The sequence below is a fragment of the Streptomyces sp. NPDC050743 genome (assembly GCF_044456925.1).
Lineage (GTDB): Bacteria > Actinomycetota > Actinomycetes > Streptomycetales > Streptomycetaceae > Streptomyces.
Window position 1 is genome coordinate 35,451 of the sequence record NZ_JBITGJ010000044.1, and the last position, 15,220, is coordinate 50,670.

13 protein-coding genes are annotated in these 15,220 nt (G+C 74.4%); 9 read left to right on the forward strand and 4 right to left on the reverse strand.

Translation table 11 applies throughout. From position 1 onward, the window contains the following. Positions 1-46 precede the first annotated feature (46 nt). Entirely contained in the window at positions 47-2,032 is a 1,986-nt protein-coding gene (locus ACIBJF_RS32120; RefSeq protein WP_399178970.1) for a HEAT repeat domain-containing protein, read from the forward strand. A 76-nt stretch (positions 2,033-2,108) separates the two neighbouring features. Here ACIBJF_RS32120 and ACIBJF_RS32125 read toward each other — a convergent pair whose 3' ends face one another. Then, a complete protein-coding gene (locus ACIBJF_RS32125; RefSeq protein WP_399178972.1) occupies positions 2,109-2,699 on the reverse strand; it encodes a hypothetical protein in 591 nt (196 codons plus the stop codon). A 287-nt stretch (positions 2,700-2,986) separates the two neighbouring features. On the opposite strand from ACIBJF_RS32125, the gene ACIBJF_RS32130 reads away from it, so the two are divergent. From ACIBJF_RS32130 to ACIBJF_RS32145, 4 genes are all read left to right on the forward strand, one after another. After that, entirely contained in the window at positions 2,987-4,072 is a 1,086-nt protein-coding gene (locus ACIBJF_RS32130) for a WD40/YVTN/BNR-like repeat-containing protein (RefSeq protein WP_399179016.1), read from the forward strand. 91 nt (positions 4,073-4,163) lie between these two features. Beyond that, a complete protein-coding gene (locus ACIBJF_RS32135; protein ID WP_399178974.1) occupies positions 4,164-4,841 on the forward strand; it encodes a uracil-DNA glycosylase in 678 nt (225 codons plus the stop codon). Beyond that, positions 4,838-5,812, forward strand: coding sequence for an N-acetylglucosamine kinase (locus tag ACIBJF_RS32140; protein ID WP_399178976.1), 975 nt, complete (start codon positions 4,838-4,840; stop codon positions 5,810-5,812). Before ACIBJF_RS32135 ends, ACIBJF_RS32140 begins: the two co-directional genes overlap by 4 nt. A gap of 189 nt (positions 5,813-6,001) precedes the next feature. Next, positions 6,002-6,928 (forward strand): sirohydrochlorin chelatase, encoded by a 927-nt coding sequence (locus tag ACIBJF_RS32145; protein ID WP_399178978.1) that lies wholly within the window; start codon positions 6,002-6,004, stop codon positions 6,926-6,928. A gap of 99 nt (positions 6,929-7,027) precedes the next feature. Here the strand turns inward: ACIBJF_RS32145 and ACIBJF_RS32150 are convergent, their stop codons facing one another. Further along, the gene (locus ACIBJF_RS32150; RefSeq protein ID WP_399178979.1) at positions 7,028-8,065 is read right to left on the reverse strand and encodes a lactonase family protein; all 1,038 of its coding nucleotides are present in this window, start codon (positions 8,063-8,065) and stop codon (positions 7,028-7,030) included. A 1,193-nt stretch (positions 8,066-9,258) separates the two neighbouring features. After that, positions 9,259-10,749 carry an FUSC family protein gene (locus ACIBJF_RS32155; protein ID WP_399178981.1) on the reverse strand — a complete coding sequence of 497 codons (1,491 nt, stop codon included), beginning with the start codon at positions 10,747-10,749 and terminating at the stop codon, positions 9,259-9,261. A 240-nt stretch (positions 10,750-10,989) separates the two neighbouring features. Between ACIBJF_RS32155 and ACIBJF_RS32160 the strand changes: the two genes are divergently transcribed. The 3 genes from ACIBJF_RS32160 (at position 10,990) to ACIBJF_RS32170 (ending at position 13,728) form a co-directional block, all read left to right on the forward strand. Beyond that, the gene (locus tag ACIBJF_RS32160; protein ID WP_055707893.1) at positions 10,990-11,466 is read left to right on the forward strand and encodes an Lrp/AsnC family transcriptional regulator; all 477 of its coding nucleotides are present in this window, start codon (positions 10,990-10,992) and stop codon (positions 11,464-11,466) included. A gap of 20 nt (positions 11,467-11,486) precedes the next feature. After that, positions 11,487-12,182 carry an HAD family hydrolase gene (locus tag ACIBJF_RS32165; RefSeq protein ID WP_399178983.1) on the forward strand — a complete coding sequence of 232 codons (696 nt, stop codon included), beginning with the start codon at positions 11,487-11,489 and terminating at the stop codon, positions 12,180-12,182. Positions 12,183-12,264: 82 nt separating this feature from the next. Then, on the forward strand, positions 12,265-13,728 hold the full coding sequence (locus ACIBJF_RS32170) for an MFS transporter (RefSeq protein ID WP_399178985.1): 1,464 nt from the start codon (positions 12,265-12,267) through the stop codon (positions 13,726-13,728). Between the two features lie 71 nt (positions 13,729-13,799). Here the strand turns inward: ACIBJF_RS32170 and ACIBJF_RS32175 are convergent, their stop codons facing one another. After that, positions 13,800-14,561: a LysR family substrate-binding domain-containing protein gene (locus ACIBJF_RS32175; RefSeq protein WP_399178987.1), complete on the reverse strand. Its 762-nt coding sequence runs from the start codon at positions 14,559-14,561 to the stop codon at positions 13,800-13,802. 130 nt (positions 14,562-14,691) lie between these two features. Between ACIBJF_RS32175 and ACIBJF_RS32180 the strand changes: the two genes are divergently transcribed. After that, positions 14,692-15,090, forward strand: a complete 399-nt coding sequence (locus ACIBJF_RS32180) for a DUF5997 family protein (RefSeq protein WP_399178989.1) — start codon at positions 14,692-14,694, stop codon at positions 15,088-15,090. The last annotated feature ends 130 nt before the right edge of the window (positions 15,091-15,220 follow it).

Sequence of the window (15,220 nt, forward strand, 5' to 3'; positions counted from 1 at the left end):
GTGGTGCACACTCGCGATCAGGTGGCACTCGTCTCGGGAGGACAACGTGTTCACGGGGATCGACGAGGTCGACTGGGCCTCGCTGCGACACGCGCACGGCAGCGCGGAGGACATGCCCGGCTGGTTACGGGCGCTGGCTTCCGCGGACACCGCCGAGCGGGCGACCGCGCTCGACGGGATGTACGGCGCGCTCCAGCAGCAGGGGTGTGTGTACGACTCGACGCTGGCCTGCGTCCCGTTCCTGCTCTCGCTCGCGGCGCGCGAGGAGGTGCCGGACCGGGGCGGCATCGTGGAACTGCTGGTCGGCATCGGCGCGGAGAACGCGGACGGGGACCCGCGCGCCCGCGAGGCCGTGTGCGCCGGTGCCGAGGTGTTCGTCCGGCTCGCCGGGGACCCGGACCCCGCGGTGCGCCGGGCGACCACCTCGGCCCTCGTGCACTTCCTGCCGGCTCCGGCCCGGGTCCTGGAGCTGTTACGGCAGCGGCTGCGGGCCGAGCGGGACGACCGGGTCCTGTTCGCCCTCCCGGAGGCGCTCGCGCTGTTCGTCCGCCGGTACCCCGCGCACGCCGACGCCGCGGTGGACCTCCTGGCCGAGCAGAGCGCGCCGCCGTACGCGCCGGGGCTGCGGCTCGCCGCACTCGGTCAGCTGGCGCTGGTCGCGCCCGCCCGGCTGCCCGCCGACCTGGTGCCGACGGCGGTCCGGCTGCTGCGGCAGCGCTCCGCGCACCGCGCCCGGAGCACCGAGCCCTGCGCCGCTGACTCCCTCGTCGGGCGCATACGGCGGCTGCGCCCGTCCGACGGGGAGGGCTCCCGGCTGCTGCGCACCCTGCACACCGCGCTGGGCGACCGCGTGGCCGACCGGATCGCGCTCCTCGGCGGACAGTTGACCGGCCCGAACCCGGTGGACCGCTGCCATGGCGTCTGGATGGCGGCGGCGCTGCTGCGCGGCTGGCGCGCCGACCACAGCGGCACGGTCCGGCTGCTCGGCGCCCAACTGGACGCGGAACAGGACTGGTTGCGGGACGCGGCGGTCGCCGTGCTGGCGGAGCTGTTCGAGCTGGCCGCACCCGCCGCGGACGACCTGCACGCCCTCGTGTACGCCCGGCCCGACCTGTGGACGTACCGCGTGGAGCGCGGCTCCTGCACGCTGGGCGGCCCGCTCAAGGCGCTGGCCAGGAGCGGCGATCCGCGCGCGGTCCCGGCCCTGGCCCATCTGCTGGCCGGCCCAGCCGCACCGGTGGACCTCGGGTTCGCACTTGCCCACCTGGGCGCCGCCGCGGCCCCGCTCGCTCCCGCGGTGCGGCACCGGCTCGGCCGGATTCCGCCGGCCTCCCCCACCACCGCCCGGCTCGCCGCCCCGCTGCTCGCGGCGGTCGGCGCCCTCGGGGACGAGGAGGCCGTTCCGCAGGTGCTGCGGCTGCTGTCGGGCGCTCGCGGCGGACCGGGGGCTCGGGAGGACGCGGTCACGGGCCAGGTCATCGAAACGCTGGAGGTGCTGGGCGCCACCGCGCGGGCGGTCCCGGCTCTCCGCGCGCTTCTGGGCACCCGGCATGCCGCCGCCGCGACCGGTGCGCTCTGGTCGGCGCAGCAGGACGCCTCCGTCGTAGTCCCGGTACTGGTGCGGGAGTTGACCCAGGGTGATCCGGCCGGGCGGCGCGTGGCCGCCGTTCAGCTCGGCCGTCTGGGTCCGGCCGGGCGCGCCGCCCTGCCCGCGCTGCGCCGCACGGCCCGGTCGCATCTAGCGCGGGAGCGGGTGTCGGCCGCGTGCGCGCTGTGGCGCATCGACGCCGATCCGGAGCCGGTTCTGCCGGTGTTCCGGGAGGCCTGGGCGCAGGACCCGCACACCCGCCGCCCCATCGCCCGGTGCCTGACCGCGATGGGCCCGGCCGCCGCCCCCTTACGGCACCTGGCGGCCGAGGAACTGGCCGCCCCCCGCCGCCACCTGGCCCATGCGCCCGGAAGCGGCGGGCGGGGCATTCCGGAGGACGAGGGTCTGCTGGACGCCTGCCGGGAGGTGCTGGCGACGGTGTAGGGGTGTCATCGCAGGCACTCGCCCGAGCCCATGCATTCGGGACGGGGACCTGAGGCCGCGGGCCGCGGGCCGCGGGTCAGACCATCCGTCCCCACTGCGGTCCGAGCCGTGCCCACTCCGTGTCCCAGGCGTGCATACGGCGGCGTTCCAGACGGCTGCGCAGGGCGAGGCCGCCGACGAAGGGGACGGCCGCCGCGCTCACGCCCACCAGGCAGCCGATCAGGGTGCCCCGGAAGGCGGCCTCGGCGGCGGAGGCGGGGCGGCTGACGAGCCGGCCCTGCGGATCGGTCCAGACCGTGACCGGCGTGCCGGCCTTGCTGCCGGGTTCCACCCGGACCTGGCCGGTGTGGGCGGAGCCGTCGGCCGCGGTCCAGCCCACCTTGGCCCAGACGCGTTCCGCGGAGGAGGCCTGGCGGTGCGCGGGGGAGGATCCCGGGGCCCGTGTCACCACGTGGGCCACGACGGGTCGCCAGTCCGCTCGCTCCTTCGCGAGGCCGTGCTCCACCGACCCGGCCGCCACGAGACCGGCCGAGACCCCCGCCAGGACCGTCAGCAGCCAGGCGCCGAGCACCACCCAGGCCTCCACCACGTCGGCCCGGCGTTTGAGCGGGTTGCGCCGCCAGCGCCACAGCCACACCTTCGGACCACGGAACGCCTTCAAAGGCATCCTCCTCACGAGCGCACCGACCGGCCGGACCGCTCTCCATACGCAGGAGACCGCTCCGTTGCTCACGACGAGCCGTCTCCCCGACGGTCGCACGAGGGGCCCCTCTTGCGCAGGCGCATGCCGCAACGACTCCGGGCCGATCTTCGTGTCTGGTCGACGACACCTCCGTGACCTGCGAGAACGTGCGCATCGAGGGTGACTGTCAGTGGTGGGGTGCAGACTGGCCGATAACCGACGACTACCTGTCTCATGACTACCTGGACGAAGACGTCCCGGAGGTGATCGGCATGACCGAGGTACTGCTGGCGGTGGGCACCCGCAAGGGCCTGTTCATCGGGCGGCGCAGGGGTGGCACCTGGGAGTTCGACGACAGTCCGTATTTCAACGCGCAGGCGGTCTACTCGGTCGCGATCGACACCCGGGAGGGCCGGCCGCGGCTGCTCGCGGGCGGCGACAGCGCGCACTGGGGCCCGTCGGTCTTCCACTCCGACGACCTCGGCCGCACCTGGACCGAACCGCCGCAGCCGGCCGTCAAGTTCCCCAAGGACACCGGGGCTTCCCTGGAGCGCGTCTGGCAGCTGCACCCGGCCGCCGCCGAGCCCGGCGTGGTGTACGCGGGCACGGAACCGGCGGCGCTGTACCGCTCGGAGGACCGCGGCGAGAGCTTCGAGCTGGTCCGGCCGCTGTGGGAGCACCCGACGCGCTCGCGGTGGGTGCCGGGCGGCGGCGGCGAGGGCCTGCACACGGTGGTCACCGACGCCCGCGACCCCAAGGCGGTGACCGTCGCCGTCTCCACGGCCGGGGTGTTCCGCTCCACCGACGGGGGTGCGAGCTGGGCGCCGTCCAACTCCGGTGTGTCCGCGGTGTTCCTGCCGGATCCGGAGCCGGAGTTCGGCCAGTGCGTGCACAAGATCGCCAAGGACGCGGGCGACCCCGACCGGCTGTATCTGCAGAACCACTGGGGGGTGTACAGAAGCGACGACGGGGGCGCGCACTGGACGGACATCGGCGCGGACCTGCCGTCGACGTTCGGCTTCGCGGTGGCCACCCATCCGCGCCGGGCCGACACGGCATACGTCTTCCCGATCAACGCCGACGCGGACCGGGTGCCGGCCGAGCACCGCTGCCGGGTCTTCCGCACCGCGGACGCGGGCCGGACCTGGGAGCCGCTGTCCAAGGGCCTGCCGGAGCAGGATCACTACGGCACGGTGCTGCGGGACGCGCTGTGCACCGACGACGCCGACCCGGCGGGTGTCTACTTCGGCAACCGCAACGGCGAGGTGTTCGCCTCGGCCGACGACGGCGACAGCTGGCAGCAGTTGGCGGCGCATCTGCCGGACGTGCTGTGCGTGCGGGCGGCGGTGATCGGCTGAGACAGGCGGGCGGGCTACAGGGGGCGGGCGTCACCGCCGGCTTCGGCCATCGGTTGATCACCGGGCCGTGTGCGGCAGTAGGGTGACGCCCGTGGCACCACGACCCTTGCATGAAATCGTCGAACCGGGCTGGGCGAAGGCCCTGGAACCCGTCGCCGGACGGATCGCCGGGATGGGCGACTTCCTGCGCGCGGAGATCGCCGCGGGACGCACCTACCTCCCGGCCGGACCCAACGTCCTGCGGGCCTTCCAACAGCCCTTCGACGACGTACGGGTCCTGATCGTCGGTCAGGACCCGTATCCCACCCCGGGGCACGCGGTGGGCCTGTCGTTCTCGGTCGCACCCGAGGTACGCCCGCTGCCGCCCAGCCTGATCAACATCTTCCACGAGCTGAACACCGACCTGGGCCTGCCCCAGCCGTCCAACGGCGACCTCACGCCGTGGACCCAGCAGGGCGTTCTGCTCCTCAACAGGGCGCTGACCACGGCTCCGCGCAACCCGGGCGCCCACCGCGGCCAGGGCTGGGAGGAGGTCACCGAGCAGGCGATCCGGGCCCTGGCGGCGCGCGGCAAGCCGCTGGTGTCCATCCTGTGGGGCCGGGACGCCCGGAATCTGCGTCCGCTGCTGGGCAGTCTGCCGGCGGTGGAGTCCGCGCATCCGTCGCCGATGTCGGCCGACCGCGGGTTCTTCGGCTCGCGTCCGTTCAGCCGGGCCAACGACCTGCTGCTCCAGCAGGGCGGACAGCCGGTGGACTGGCGACTGCCGTGACCGTCCCCGGTTACCTGGCGGTGGACTCCGGAGGCTCCGGTCTCCGGATCGCCGTCGGTGTGCCGGGCCGGGCGCCCGCCGCGCAGCGGGAGTCGCGGGAGCCGGTGCGCACGGGCATCCGGGGCATCGATCCCGCCCACCTGATGGGCCAACTCGTGCCGCTGGCCCGCGCGTCCGCCGCCGAGGCCGCCGTGGACGAGCTGGAGACGGCCGTTGTCGGCGCCGCCGGGTTCGCCACCCTGGGCGACGCCCTGCGCGCCGAACTGCCGGGCGCCCTCGCCCGTGAGCTGGGTGTACGGCGGGTGGCGCTCGCCGCCGACGCGGTCACCGCCTACGTCGGCGCCCTGGGGCCGCGTCCGGGCGCGGTGCTCGCCGCGGGCACCGGGCTGATCGCGGTCGGCACCGATCTGAAGGCCTGGCGTCGGGCGGACGGCTGGGGCCATCTGCTCGGGGACTGCGGCAGCGGCGCGTGGGTCGGGCGGGCCGGCCTGGAGGCGGCGCTGCGCGCCCACGACGGCCGGGACGGCGGCTCCGCACCGCTGCTGGCCTGCGCGGAGGAACAGTTCGGGCCGGTGCGCGGGCTGCCGGGGCAGCTGTACCCGCGCTCCGACCGGCCCGCCGTACTGGCCTCCTTCGCGCCGCGGGTGGCCGCGTGCGCCCCGCACGACCCGGTCGCCGCGGACATCCTGCGCGCGGCGGCCCGGCACATGGCCGAGTCGGTCGAGGCCGTGTGCCCGGCGGACGGCACGCCTCAAGTGGCGCTCACCGGCGGCCTGTTCCGGCTGGGCGAGCCCCTGCTCGCACCCCTGCGGGAGGAGTTGGCGAGCAGGCTGCCGCACGCCCGGCAGGTGCCGGCCGAGGGCGATCCCCTGCATGGCTCGGTACGGATCGCGAGCGACCTGGCGGCCGGCCGGCTCACTCTGCCGGGTGAACCGACCATGCTCTACGTGGTCCCCGCGGAAGGCGATTGAGGTCCCCGATCGAGGTCCCCGCAAAAGCGGATTGTTCCCCCTTGTCACCGCTTTGTCGGCGCATGTTCCCGGCACGTGCCCGCAACACCTGTCCCTGGCGCGTGACTCATCAGACAAAACCGGACGGATACCTCTCACCTGCACCCTCCCCGAACGGAGTAACCCAGGAAGCCAGTAACATGCGGCGCCATGAGCACCCCCACTGGGCCCGAGTCCGGCCTGCCAGTACGAATGCCGCGACCCCGCCAGCCCGGACGGCACCGCCGACCGGAACCGCTGGTGGCTCCCGAGGGTGCGCCCGCGCTCGCCCTCGCGGTGCCCGGTGCGCCCAGTGCCGCCACGCGCGCCCTCGCCGAGGAGGTCGTGAGCATCGCCCGCTCCGAGCTGCCCGGCCTGGACGCCCGGATCGGATACCTGGACGGGGACGACGACGAGTTCCCCACGCTCCGCTCGGTGCTCGCGCGAGCGGCCGAGGAGCGCACGGCCCGTTACGAGCAGGCCGTCGCCGCCGGGGCCGAGGGCGTCAAGGAGCCCGACGGCCCGGTCGCCGTCGTCGTCCCGCTGCTGGCCGGTCCGGACAGCTCCCTGCTGCGCCAGATCCGCCAGTCCGTGATGGACAGCCGGGTCGCCGCCGAGCTCACCGACGTGCTCGGCCCGCACCCGCTGCTCGCCGAGGCGCTGCATGTGCGGCTGTCCGAGGCGGGGCTGGCCCGCGCCGACCGCGCGCGCCTGTTCACCGTGGCCACCGCCGCCGACGGCATCATCCTGGCGTCCGTGGGCGGCGAGGAGGCCGTGCAGGCGGCCGGGATCACCGGCATGCTGCTCGCCGCGCGCCTCGCCGTGCCGGTGATGGCGGCGGCCCTGGACCAGGAGGGCTCCATCTCCTCCGTCGCCGAGCAGCTGCGGTCCTCGGGCTCGCAGCAGCTGGCCCTGGCGCCGTACCTGATCGGCCCGGAGATCGACCCCGCGCTGCTGGCGGCGGCCGCCGAGGAGGTGGGCTGCGCCACGGCCGAGGCGCTCGGCGCGTACCCGGCGATCGGCAAGCTCGCCCTCGCCAAGTACACGACGGCGCTGGGCATCGCCCCGCAGCAGCCGCAGGGCATGCCGGTCCGCTGACCCACGCCGGCACCGCACGGCACCCGTACGACACAGGGCCCGCTCCCCACCCCGGAGCGGGCCCTTCGCCTTGCCTGGACGCCCCGTCCCCCGCGGGGCTCAGCCGAAGACGACGCAGGAGGCCGCGGGGACCGGCACGGAGCCCTCGTAGCGGAGCAGCCCCGTCGCCTCGTCCACCGCGAACCACGTCACGTCGCCGGAACGCTCGTTGGCCGCGTAGAGGAAGCCGTCGTGCTCGGCGAGCGCGCGCGGCCAGTGCCCGCCGCACGGCACCGTGCCGATCAGCCGCAGCGACTCGCCTTCGACGGCGAGGATCGACAGCACGTCCTCGCCGCGGGTCGCGGTCCACACGAAACGGCCGTCGGGCGAGACCACGATCCCGGACGGATAGGCGTCGCCGGCCGGGACGCCGGGCAGCACGGGGACCTCGGCCAGCGGCCTGAGCGAGCCCGCCGCGGCGTCCCAGCGGCACACGGTGACGGTGGGAGTGAGTTCGTTGACGACGTAGGCGTGCGTGCCGTCCGGGTGGAAGGCCAGATGGCGGGGGCCGGAGCCCGGGCGCAGGGCGAACTCGCCGTGCAGGGCGGGCACGCCGTCCTCGAGGGTGCAGATCCGCACCGAGTCCGTGCCGAGGTCGACGCTGACCGCCCACCGGCCGCTCGGGTCGGCCTGCACCTGGTGGGCGTGCGGACCGCGCTGGCGGCGGTCGTGCGGGCCGGAGCCGGTGTGCTGGAGCCGCCCGGAGGGTTTGGCGGCGAGAGAGCCGTCCGGATGCACCGGTACGGCGGTGACGCTGCCGCAGCCGTAGTTGGCGGTCAGCACGTGCCCGGAGTACAGGCCGAGGTGGGTCGGTCCGCTGCCGTCGACCCGTACGGGCGGCCCGGCGGGCTCCGGACGGCCGCCGTTCACCCGGTACGCGGCGACGGCGCCCTCGGCCGTCTCGCTGACGGTGTACAGCGTGGCGCCGTCCGGCGAAAGGAGCAGGTAGGACGGGTCGGGTAAGTCGTTGACCGCGGTACCGAGGAGGAGGCGACCGCCCTCCGGCGCGACCTCGGCGGTGACGAGACCGGGGCCGCCCGCCGCCGTGAACGAGCCGATGAAGGCCCGGCGCCTGCCGGACCTGCCGTCCTGTGCCACCGCTGACCCCTCTCGGTCGACCCCGTCCGGGCCCGACGGTAGCAGCCGATCACGGGCGGTCTAGACCAAGAGGCGGGGTTGTCGGCGGTTCTTTTCCTCGCGGGGTCGTGTCATTGCTGTTGCGATGCTGTCCGGCCGAGGGTGGCCTGGCCGGGAAGAGCGGCGCTACGTCATCGCCACTTGGCCTGCTGCCCTCGCTTCCCGCCCGTGTCCACGCCTTGTGGGCCCGCCCGTGCCCGACGGGGCCGTGTCCGCGCCTTGCCTGGCCGCCCAGGGTCCGAGGGGGCTATGTCTGCGCCTTGCGTGGCCGACCGGGGCCCGAGGGGTCGTGCCTGTGCCTCGCGTGGCCGCCCGGGCCCGAGGGGTCATGTCCGTGCCCTGCGTGGCCGTCCGCGCCCGGCGGGTCGCGTCCGTGCCTTGCGTGGGCGCCCGCGCCGACGGGGTCGCTTCCGCGCCTCGCCCGTATCTCCCGTGCTGGGGACCCGTCCCGTGCCCCGCTGGCCCATGTAGGTGCCTCGCGGCCTGCATCCGCGCCTCGGATGGTCCCCCCGAGTGGTGCAGCCATCCGGACCACGCCGTTCCGGATGGCCTGCCCACGACCTCCGTGCCGAACCGTTCCGCGTCGCTGTGCGAGCCGGGCGGGGCGGGATGGGCCCGCCCGGCGCCCGGCTGCCAGGCCGATCACTACCGTCACCTGCGAAGCTGCGAAGGCTGACCGTCTACACCACTCGGCGGGACGCGACCGCGCCTCGCGCCCCGTCCCGTGCGTGTGGGCCCAACCCGTGCCCTCACGGCCGGGATCTTTGCCTGGCGGCCCGTGTCGGCGCCTCGCGGCCCGCGTCCGTGGCTCGCGGCCCACGTCGGCGCCTCGCACTATCCGTCGCGCTGGCACCGCGACCTGAGCGCGGCCGGCTCAGCCTCCACGAGACGCATACCCGACAGCCCAGACTCAGCCCCCAGCAACCACAATGCCGACGCCCCCGACCTCAGGCCTCATGAGTCGCACCCGAGCGGTGCCAGCCCGGCTCCGGGCAGAGCGACCCTCCCCAAACCACCCATTTGCCCCACTTGAAGCCGTGTCCGACCCAGAACCCTCAGCCGCCGCCCCCGGCGCGCCAGGTTCCGGCCACCAGCCGCAACCCGACCTACGGACTCAGACCTCATCACCGGGCGCACCCACGACCGTGCCCGGCTCAGGCCCCCACCAACCGCGACCCCGTCGGAGCCCGCAGGGGCTCGGCGAGGTCGGCGAGGGCGCGTTCCAGGCCGTGCAGGTGGGCGAGGGCGGGCTCGGCGGGCGGCTCGGCGGGGTCGCGGACGTGCTCCAGCCGGCCCGCGGTAAGCGCCTCGACGGCCGCCTCGACGCGCCAGCAGGCCGCGGCCAGGCGGGCGTCGTGCGAGGCCTCGGGGTCGGCGGCGACCGCCACCAGGCCACGCACCTCGCGGGCGCAGTCGTCGAGGAGCGCGAGGACCCGGCGGGCGCGCCGCTTGCGGGCCGGCATCGGGTAAAGCGGGTGCACCAGCGGGGCCACGGCCAGCCGGACCCGGCCGAGCAGCTGCTCCAGTTCGGCGACGCGGGGCGCCGGGTCGGCCGTGGCGGAGCCCGCGAGCCGGGCCGCCGCCTCCGCCGTGCAGGCGTGGACGCAGCGCAGGGCACGCTGGATCCAGGCGTCGGTGATGGCGTGGGTGGTGACCGGCAGGACGAACAGCACGGCGAGCGCGGCGCCGAGCGCACCCACACCGGTCTCGGCGAGACGCAGCGCGAGCAGGCCGGGGTTCAGGACGCCGAGGAGGCCGTAGAGCAGTTCGGCGAGCAGCGTCACCCAGAGCATCATCCAGGTGTAGGAGACGGCGGCCGTGTAGAAGATGCCGAAGACGGCGACGGCGACCAGGACCGCCGTCGGCACCGGCGCGCCGCCCACGGGGACGGCGACGAGGAAGCCCAGGCAGATACCGATCGCCGTGCCGAGGACCCGGCGGAAGCCGCGTACCAGCGTCTCGCCGCGTGAGGCGGTGTTGACGAAGATCCACCAGGTGGCGCCGACGGCCCAGTACCAGCGCTGTCCGGACACCAGTTGCCCGACGACGAGCGCGAAGCCCGCGCCGGCGGTCGCCTGGACGGCCTGCCGCGTGGTCACTCGGGCGAGGCCGCGGCCGGCGGGCGGGGAGGGCACGACGGCCGGGGGCAGCCGGCGCTCGTAGCACCACACGCCGAACCGCACCGCGGCCGCGCTGAGCACGGACAGCAGGACGGCGGCGTACAGGTCGGGCAGCTGGGCCGGGGTGGCGTGCAGGAACTGGGCCACGAAGAAGGTCATGAAGGCGAACACGCCGAGGCTGTGCCCGCGCGGTCCCCAGCGGCGCGCGTACACGCCGGCGCCGACGACGGTCAGGAAGACGAGGTCGCGCGCGACGGGTACGGCGTGCAGTTCGGCCGCGGCGGCGAGCACCGGCACGCCCACGGCGGGCAGCAGCGCGGTGGTGACGGCCTGCCCGCGCACGGTCGGGTCGGCGACGGTGAACAGGGCGAGCAGCGCGGCGAGGCCACCGGTGACCGCGCCGACGAGGGAGTGTCCGGCGAGGGAGCAGACGACGACCGCGAGGCCGATGCCGAGGACGGCCCGCGCGGCGAAGCGCAACCGCGCCCGCCCCGGGTCCGGAGCCACGAACATCCTCTTCAGCACTGCTGCCCTCCCCATGGAAACCGGACGGAACACGGCACAGAAAAGGCGCCGCGGGGGTCCGCAGCGCCATCGACGCCTCCATGAGAGCATCACTGAGGACATTGGCTCAAGTGAGACTCGAATCACTGGGCCATTGGACCAGCGGAGCGGAGCTAGTCCAGTTGGGCGGAGGGCCAACGGCCCAGGTCGGACGGTATGGGCGAACTGCGGCCCGCTGGGCCATTGGTACAGTCGTCCATCATGGCCGTGGACGAACTCGACACCCGCATCCTGCGACTGCTTTTGGAACAGCCGCGCACCAGCGTGCGCGAGTACGCCCGTATCCTCGGCGTCGCGCGCGGCACGCTCCAGGCCCGGCTGGACCGACTGGAGCGGGACGGCGTGATCACCGGCACCGGGCCCTCCCTGTCCCCCGCCGCCCTGGGCCATCCGGTGCTGGCGTTCGTGCACATCGAGGTCACCCAGGGCCACCTGGACGATGTCGGGGACGCGCTGGCCGCCGTGCCGGAGATCGTGGAGGCGTTCTCGATCACCGGCGGCGGCGATCTGCTCGCCCGGGTGGTGGGCCGGGACAACGCCCATCTGGAGGACGTCATCCAGAAGCTGATCAGCCTGCCGGGCGTGGTGCGCACGCGGACCGAGGTGGCGCTGCGCGAACGCGTCCCGCACCGGCTGCTGCCCCTGGTGGAGTCGATCGGGCGGGCAGCGCGCGCCTGACACTGGGCATGCTGGAGCGCATGAGCGATCTCGGCGCCCTCTCGGTCATCTTCGATCTCGACGGAACGCTGGTGGACAGCGAGCCGAACTACTACGAGGCGAGCCGGCAGACCCTGGCCGGGCACGGCGTCCCGGACTACACCTGGGCGGACAACGAGGCCTACGTCGGCATCGGCAACCAGGACGCGACGCGGCTCTGGAAGGAGCGCTACGGCCTGAGCGCGCCGGCCGAGGACCTGCTCGCCGAGCTGAACCGGCGCTACCTGGAGATCGCCCGTACCCGTACGCCGGTGTACCCGGAGATGCGCAAGTTCGTGGAGCTCCTGGCCGCCGACGGAGTACCGATGGCCGTCGCGTCGGGGTCCTCCCCGGAGGCGATCGAGGCGATCCTCGCGGGCACGGGTCTGGGCGCCTACCTGCGGACGGTGGTGTCCGCCGAGGAGGTGCCGCGCGGCAAGCCCGCCCCCGACGTGTTGCTGGAGGCGGCCCGGCGGCTCGGCGCGGACCCCGGTGACTGCGTGGTCCTGGAAGACGCGGCACCGGGCGCGGCCGCCGCCCACGCGGCCGGCATGCGCTGCATCGCCGTCCCGTACGTGGCCGCCCAGGCCGGCATGCCCGAATTCGCCACGGCGGCTCTTCTGCTGCGCGGCGGCCAGACGGAGTTCACGGCCCAGTCGGCGTACGCGTGGCTGCGGACCACGGCCCGGTCCCGCTGAGCAATACCGGCACCCGTCAGCCCCGTCCTTCTTTGAGCGTTCCCGCCGTGCGCGGGAGCCGGTGGCTGCCTAGCGTGATCCCATGACCACAGACCGGGGCGGACCGGCCCCGCACGACCGACGGTGGAAGGCGCTCGCCGTCTGTCTGACCGCCGCCTTCATGACCTTGCTGGACACCTCGATCGTGAACGTGGCACTGCCCTCGGTGGAACGCGGGCTGGGCGCCAGCACGGCCGAACTGTCCTGGGTGATGTCCGGATACGCCCTCACCCTCGGTCTGACCCTGGTCCCGGCAGGGCGGCTCGGTGACATGCGCGGGCGACGCCAGACCTTCCTGACCGGGCTCGCGCTGTTCACGCTCGCCTCGGCGGCCTGCGGGCTGTCCACCGGTGCCGCGTGGCTGGTGCTGTTCCGGCTGGTCCAGGGAGCGTCGGCGGGCCTGATCGCGCCGCAGACCTCGGCGCTGATCCAGCAGATGTTCCAGGGCGCGGAGCGGGCCCGTGCGTTCGGCATGATGGGCAGCACCATCGGCATCTCCACGGCGGTCGGCCCGCTCGCGGGCGGCCTGCTGATCCAGGCGGCCGGCGGCCCCGACGGCTGGCGCTGGGTGTTCTACGTCAACCTGCCCATCGGCGCGGCCGTCTTCTGCGCGGCGCTGCGGCTGCTGCCCCACTCCCCCGGCGCACCGGGCAAGCGCGAGTGCTTCGACGTGCCGGGCGTCCTGCTCCTCGGCTCCGGCGTGCTCGCCCTGATGCTGCCCCTGGTGCAGGAACAGCAGTGGCAGGGACGGCTGAAGTGGGCCCTGCTCCCGGTGGGCGCCGGGCTGCTGGCCGCGTTCTGGGCGTGGGAGCGGCACCAGGCGCGGCGGGACCGGGCACCCCTGGTCGACCTGCGGCTCTTCTCGCTGCGCTCGTTCACGCTGGGCGCGCTGCTGAGTCTGGTGTACTTCGGCGGCTTCACGACGTTGTTCTTCGTCTACACCCTGTTCCTGCAGAACGGCATGGGCTACGGCGCGCTGGCGGCGGGCCTGTCGTCCATGCCGTTCGCGGCGGGCTCGGCGGCCGGTGCCGCCGCGGGCGGCCGCCTGGTGGTGCGCTTCGGACGCAAGCTGGTCATCGCCGGGCTGTGCACGGTGACGGCGGGAATGCTCGGGGTCGTCGCGGCCGTGCACTGGGTACCGGGGCGGGGCGTGGCCTGGGCCGCCGCGCTCCCGCTGCTCGTCGCCGGCATCGGCTCCGGCCTGACCATCTCGCCCAACACCACGCTCACCCTGTCCCTCGTGCCCGTCCGGCGGGGCGGGGCAGCGGGCGGGGTGCTCCAGACCGCGCAGCGCATCGGCGCGGCGGCCGGTGTGGCCGTGGTGGGCTCGGTGTACTTCGCCCACCTGGCCAACCACGCCAACCCCGCCACCGCGCTCCAGTACGGCCTGCTCACCTCGGTCGCCATCATCCTGCTGGCCCTCTGCCTCGCCTACGCCGACCTGCGGGAACGCCGGGTCCATGCCCAGCCGGAGCAGAGGAGGGAGGCGGCGCGGCAGGAGGCGTAGCGGCGGCCGGGGGCTGTGAGGCATGAGGCAGATCGCCGGCGCGTTCGCGGCCGCCGCCCCGGACCCGGCCCTCACGACCTCCGGCGTGGCTTGCCCCGCTTGGGGGCCGGCTTGCCCCCCGCCGTGCGAGCGCGCGGGGTGCGGCCCGTCGGCTTCGGCGCGGGCTTCTGTCGGGTGCCGGCCGGCTCGGAGCGCTTGCGTTGCTGCTCGGTCTGAGGCTTCGTACGGCCCCGGGTGCTGTTGACGGTACGGCCGCGGACGATGCCGATGAAGTCCTCCACCAGGTCGGTGGTGGCCCCCTCCGGCCAGGACAGGGCGACGCTCGACTGGGGGGCGTCGGTGACCGGGCGGTAGGTGAGGTCCTTGCGGTGGTAGAGACGGGCCAGGGACTGCGGGACGATCAGGAGGCCGACGTTCGCGGCCACCAGCTCGATCGCGTCCTCCGTCGTCGCGGGGCGCTCGAAGGCGGGTTCGCCCGGCGGAGAGTCCCAGTCGTAGACGTCGTCCAAGGGGTGCAGGAGCACCTCGTCGGCGAGGTCGTCCAGGGTCACCTCCTCCGCCGCCGTGATCAGGTGGTCCTTGGGGACGACGACCACCGTGGTCTCGGTGTAGAGGGGGATCGCGCTGAAGAACGCACGGTCCACGGGGAGCCGTACGAAGCCGGCGTCGGCCTCGCCCGCGCGCAGCACCTCGGGCGCCTCGGCGGCGGGGACCTGGACGAGGGTGAGCGGGATGTCCGGCAGGCGCTCGTTCCAGATCCTCACCCATTTGGCGGGCGTCACTCCGGGTACGTACGCGAGCCGGAACGACGGTGTTTCCTCCGAGCCTGTCACCAGGCCAGGTTACCGGCCGTGGCCCGCCCTCCGTCACCGGCCGTGGTCGGGCCACCGTCACCAGCCGTGGTCGGGCCACCGTCACCGGCCGTGGTCGGCGGCCCGGCAGGCGGCCGATACCCTTAACCTCATGAGTTCGCAGCAGAGCACCCAGACGATGAAGCCCGCGACCGCGGCGAAGAAGCTGGGTGTGTACCTCCCCGCCACCCCCGCCTCGTTCCAGGAGGGCGTCGTCACGCGCGCCGAGCTGAACGAGCTGCAGGCGAACCCGCCGGAGTGGCTGAGCGAACTGCGGCGCAACGGTCCCCACCCGCGTCCGGTGGTCGCCGCGAAGCTCGGCGTGTCCATCGCCGGCCTCGCGCGCGGCGGCGTCACCGAGCCGCTGACCACCGAGCAGATCGAGGCGCTCAAGCAGGAGCGGCCCGAGTGGCTGGAGAAGGAGCGCGCCACCCAGGCCGAGGTCCGCAAGGAGGCCGCGCGGATCAAGCAGCTGAAGAAGGAGAAGGAGGAGCGCGCCGCCGGGCACTGATCCTCCTGCGCCTGTCCGGAGCGGCCTTTTCAGAGTCGCTTTGACGGCACCGTTTGACGGCACCGTTCCTCCAGAACCGTTTTTCCACAACGCCCTCCGGCTGCCGGAGGGCGTTGTCAGTGGCCTGCCC

Excerpts from the sequence above, each read along its gene's own strand:
- ACIBJF_RS32125 (WP_399178972.1), bottom strand. The coding sequence starts at position 2,699 with ATGCCTTTGAAGGCGTTCCGTGGTCCGAAGGTGTGGCTGTGGCGCTGG.
- ACIBJF_RS32180 (WP_399178989.1), top strand. The coding sequence starts at position 14,692 with ATGAGTTCGCAGCAGAGCACCCAGACGATGAAGCCCGCGACCGCGGCG.
- ACIBJF_RS32170 (WP_399178985.1), top strand. The coding sequence starts at position 12,265 with ATGACCACAGACCGGGGCGGACCGGCCCCGCACGACCGACGGTGGAAG.
- ACIBJF_RS32145 (WP_399178978.1), top strand. The coding sequence starts at position 6,002 with ATGAGCACCCCCACTGGGCCCGAGTCCGGCCTGCCAGTACGAATGCCG.
- ACIBJF_RS32165 (WP_399178983.1), top strand. The coding sequence starts at position 11,487 with ATGAGCGATCTCGGCGCCCTCTCGGTCATCTTCGATCTCGACGGAACG.
- ACIBJF_RS32130 (WP_399179016.1), top strand. The coding sequence starts at position 2,987 with ATGACCGAGGTACTGCTGGCGGTGGGCACCCGCAAGGGCCTGTTCATC.
- ACIBJF_RS32160 (WP_055707893.1), top strand. The coding sequence starts at position 10,990 with ATGGCCGTGGACGAACTCGACACCCGCATCCTGCGACTGCTTTTGGAA.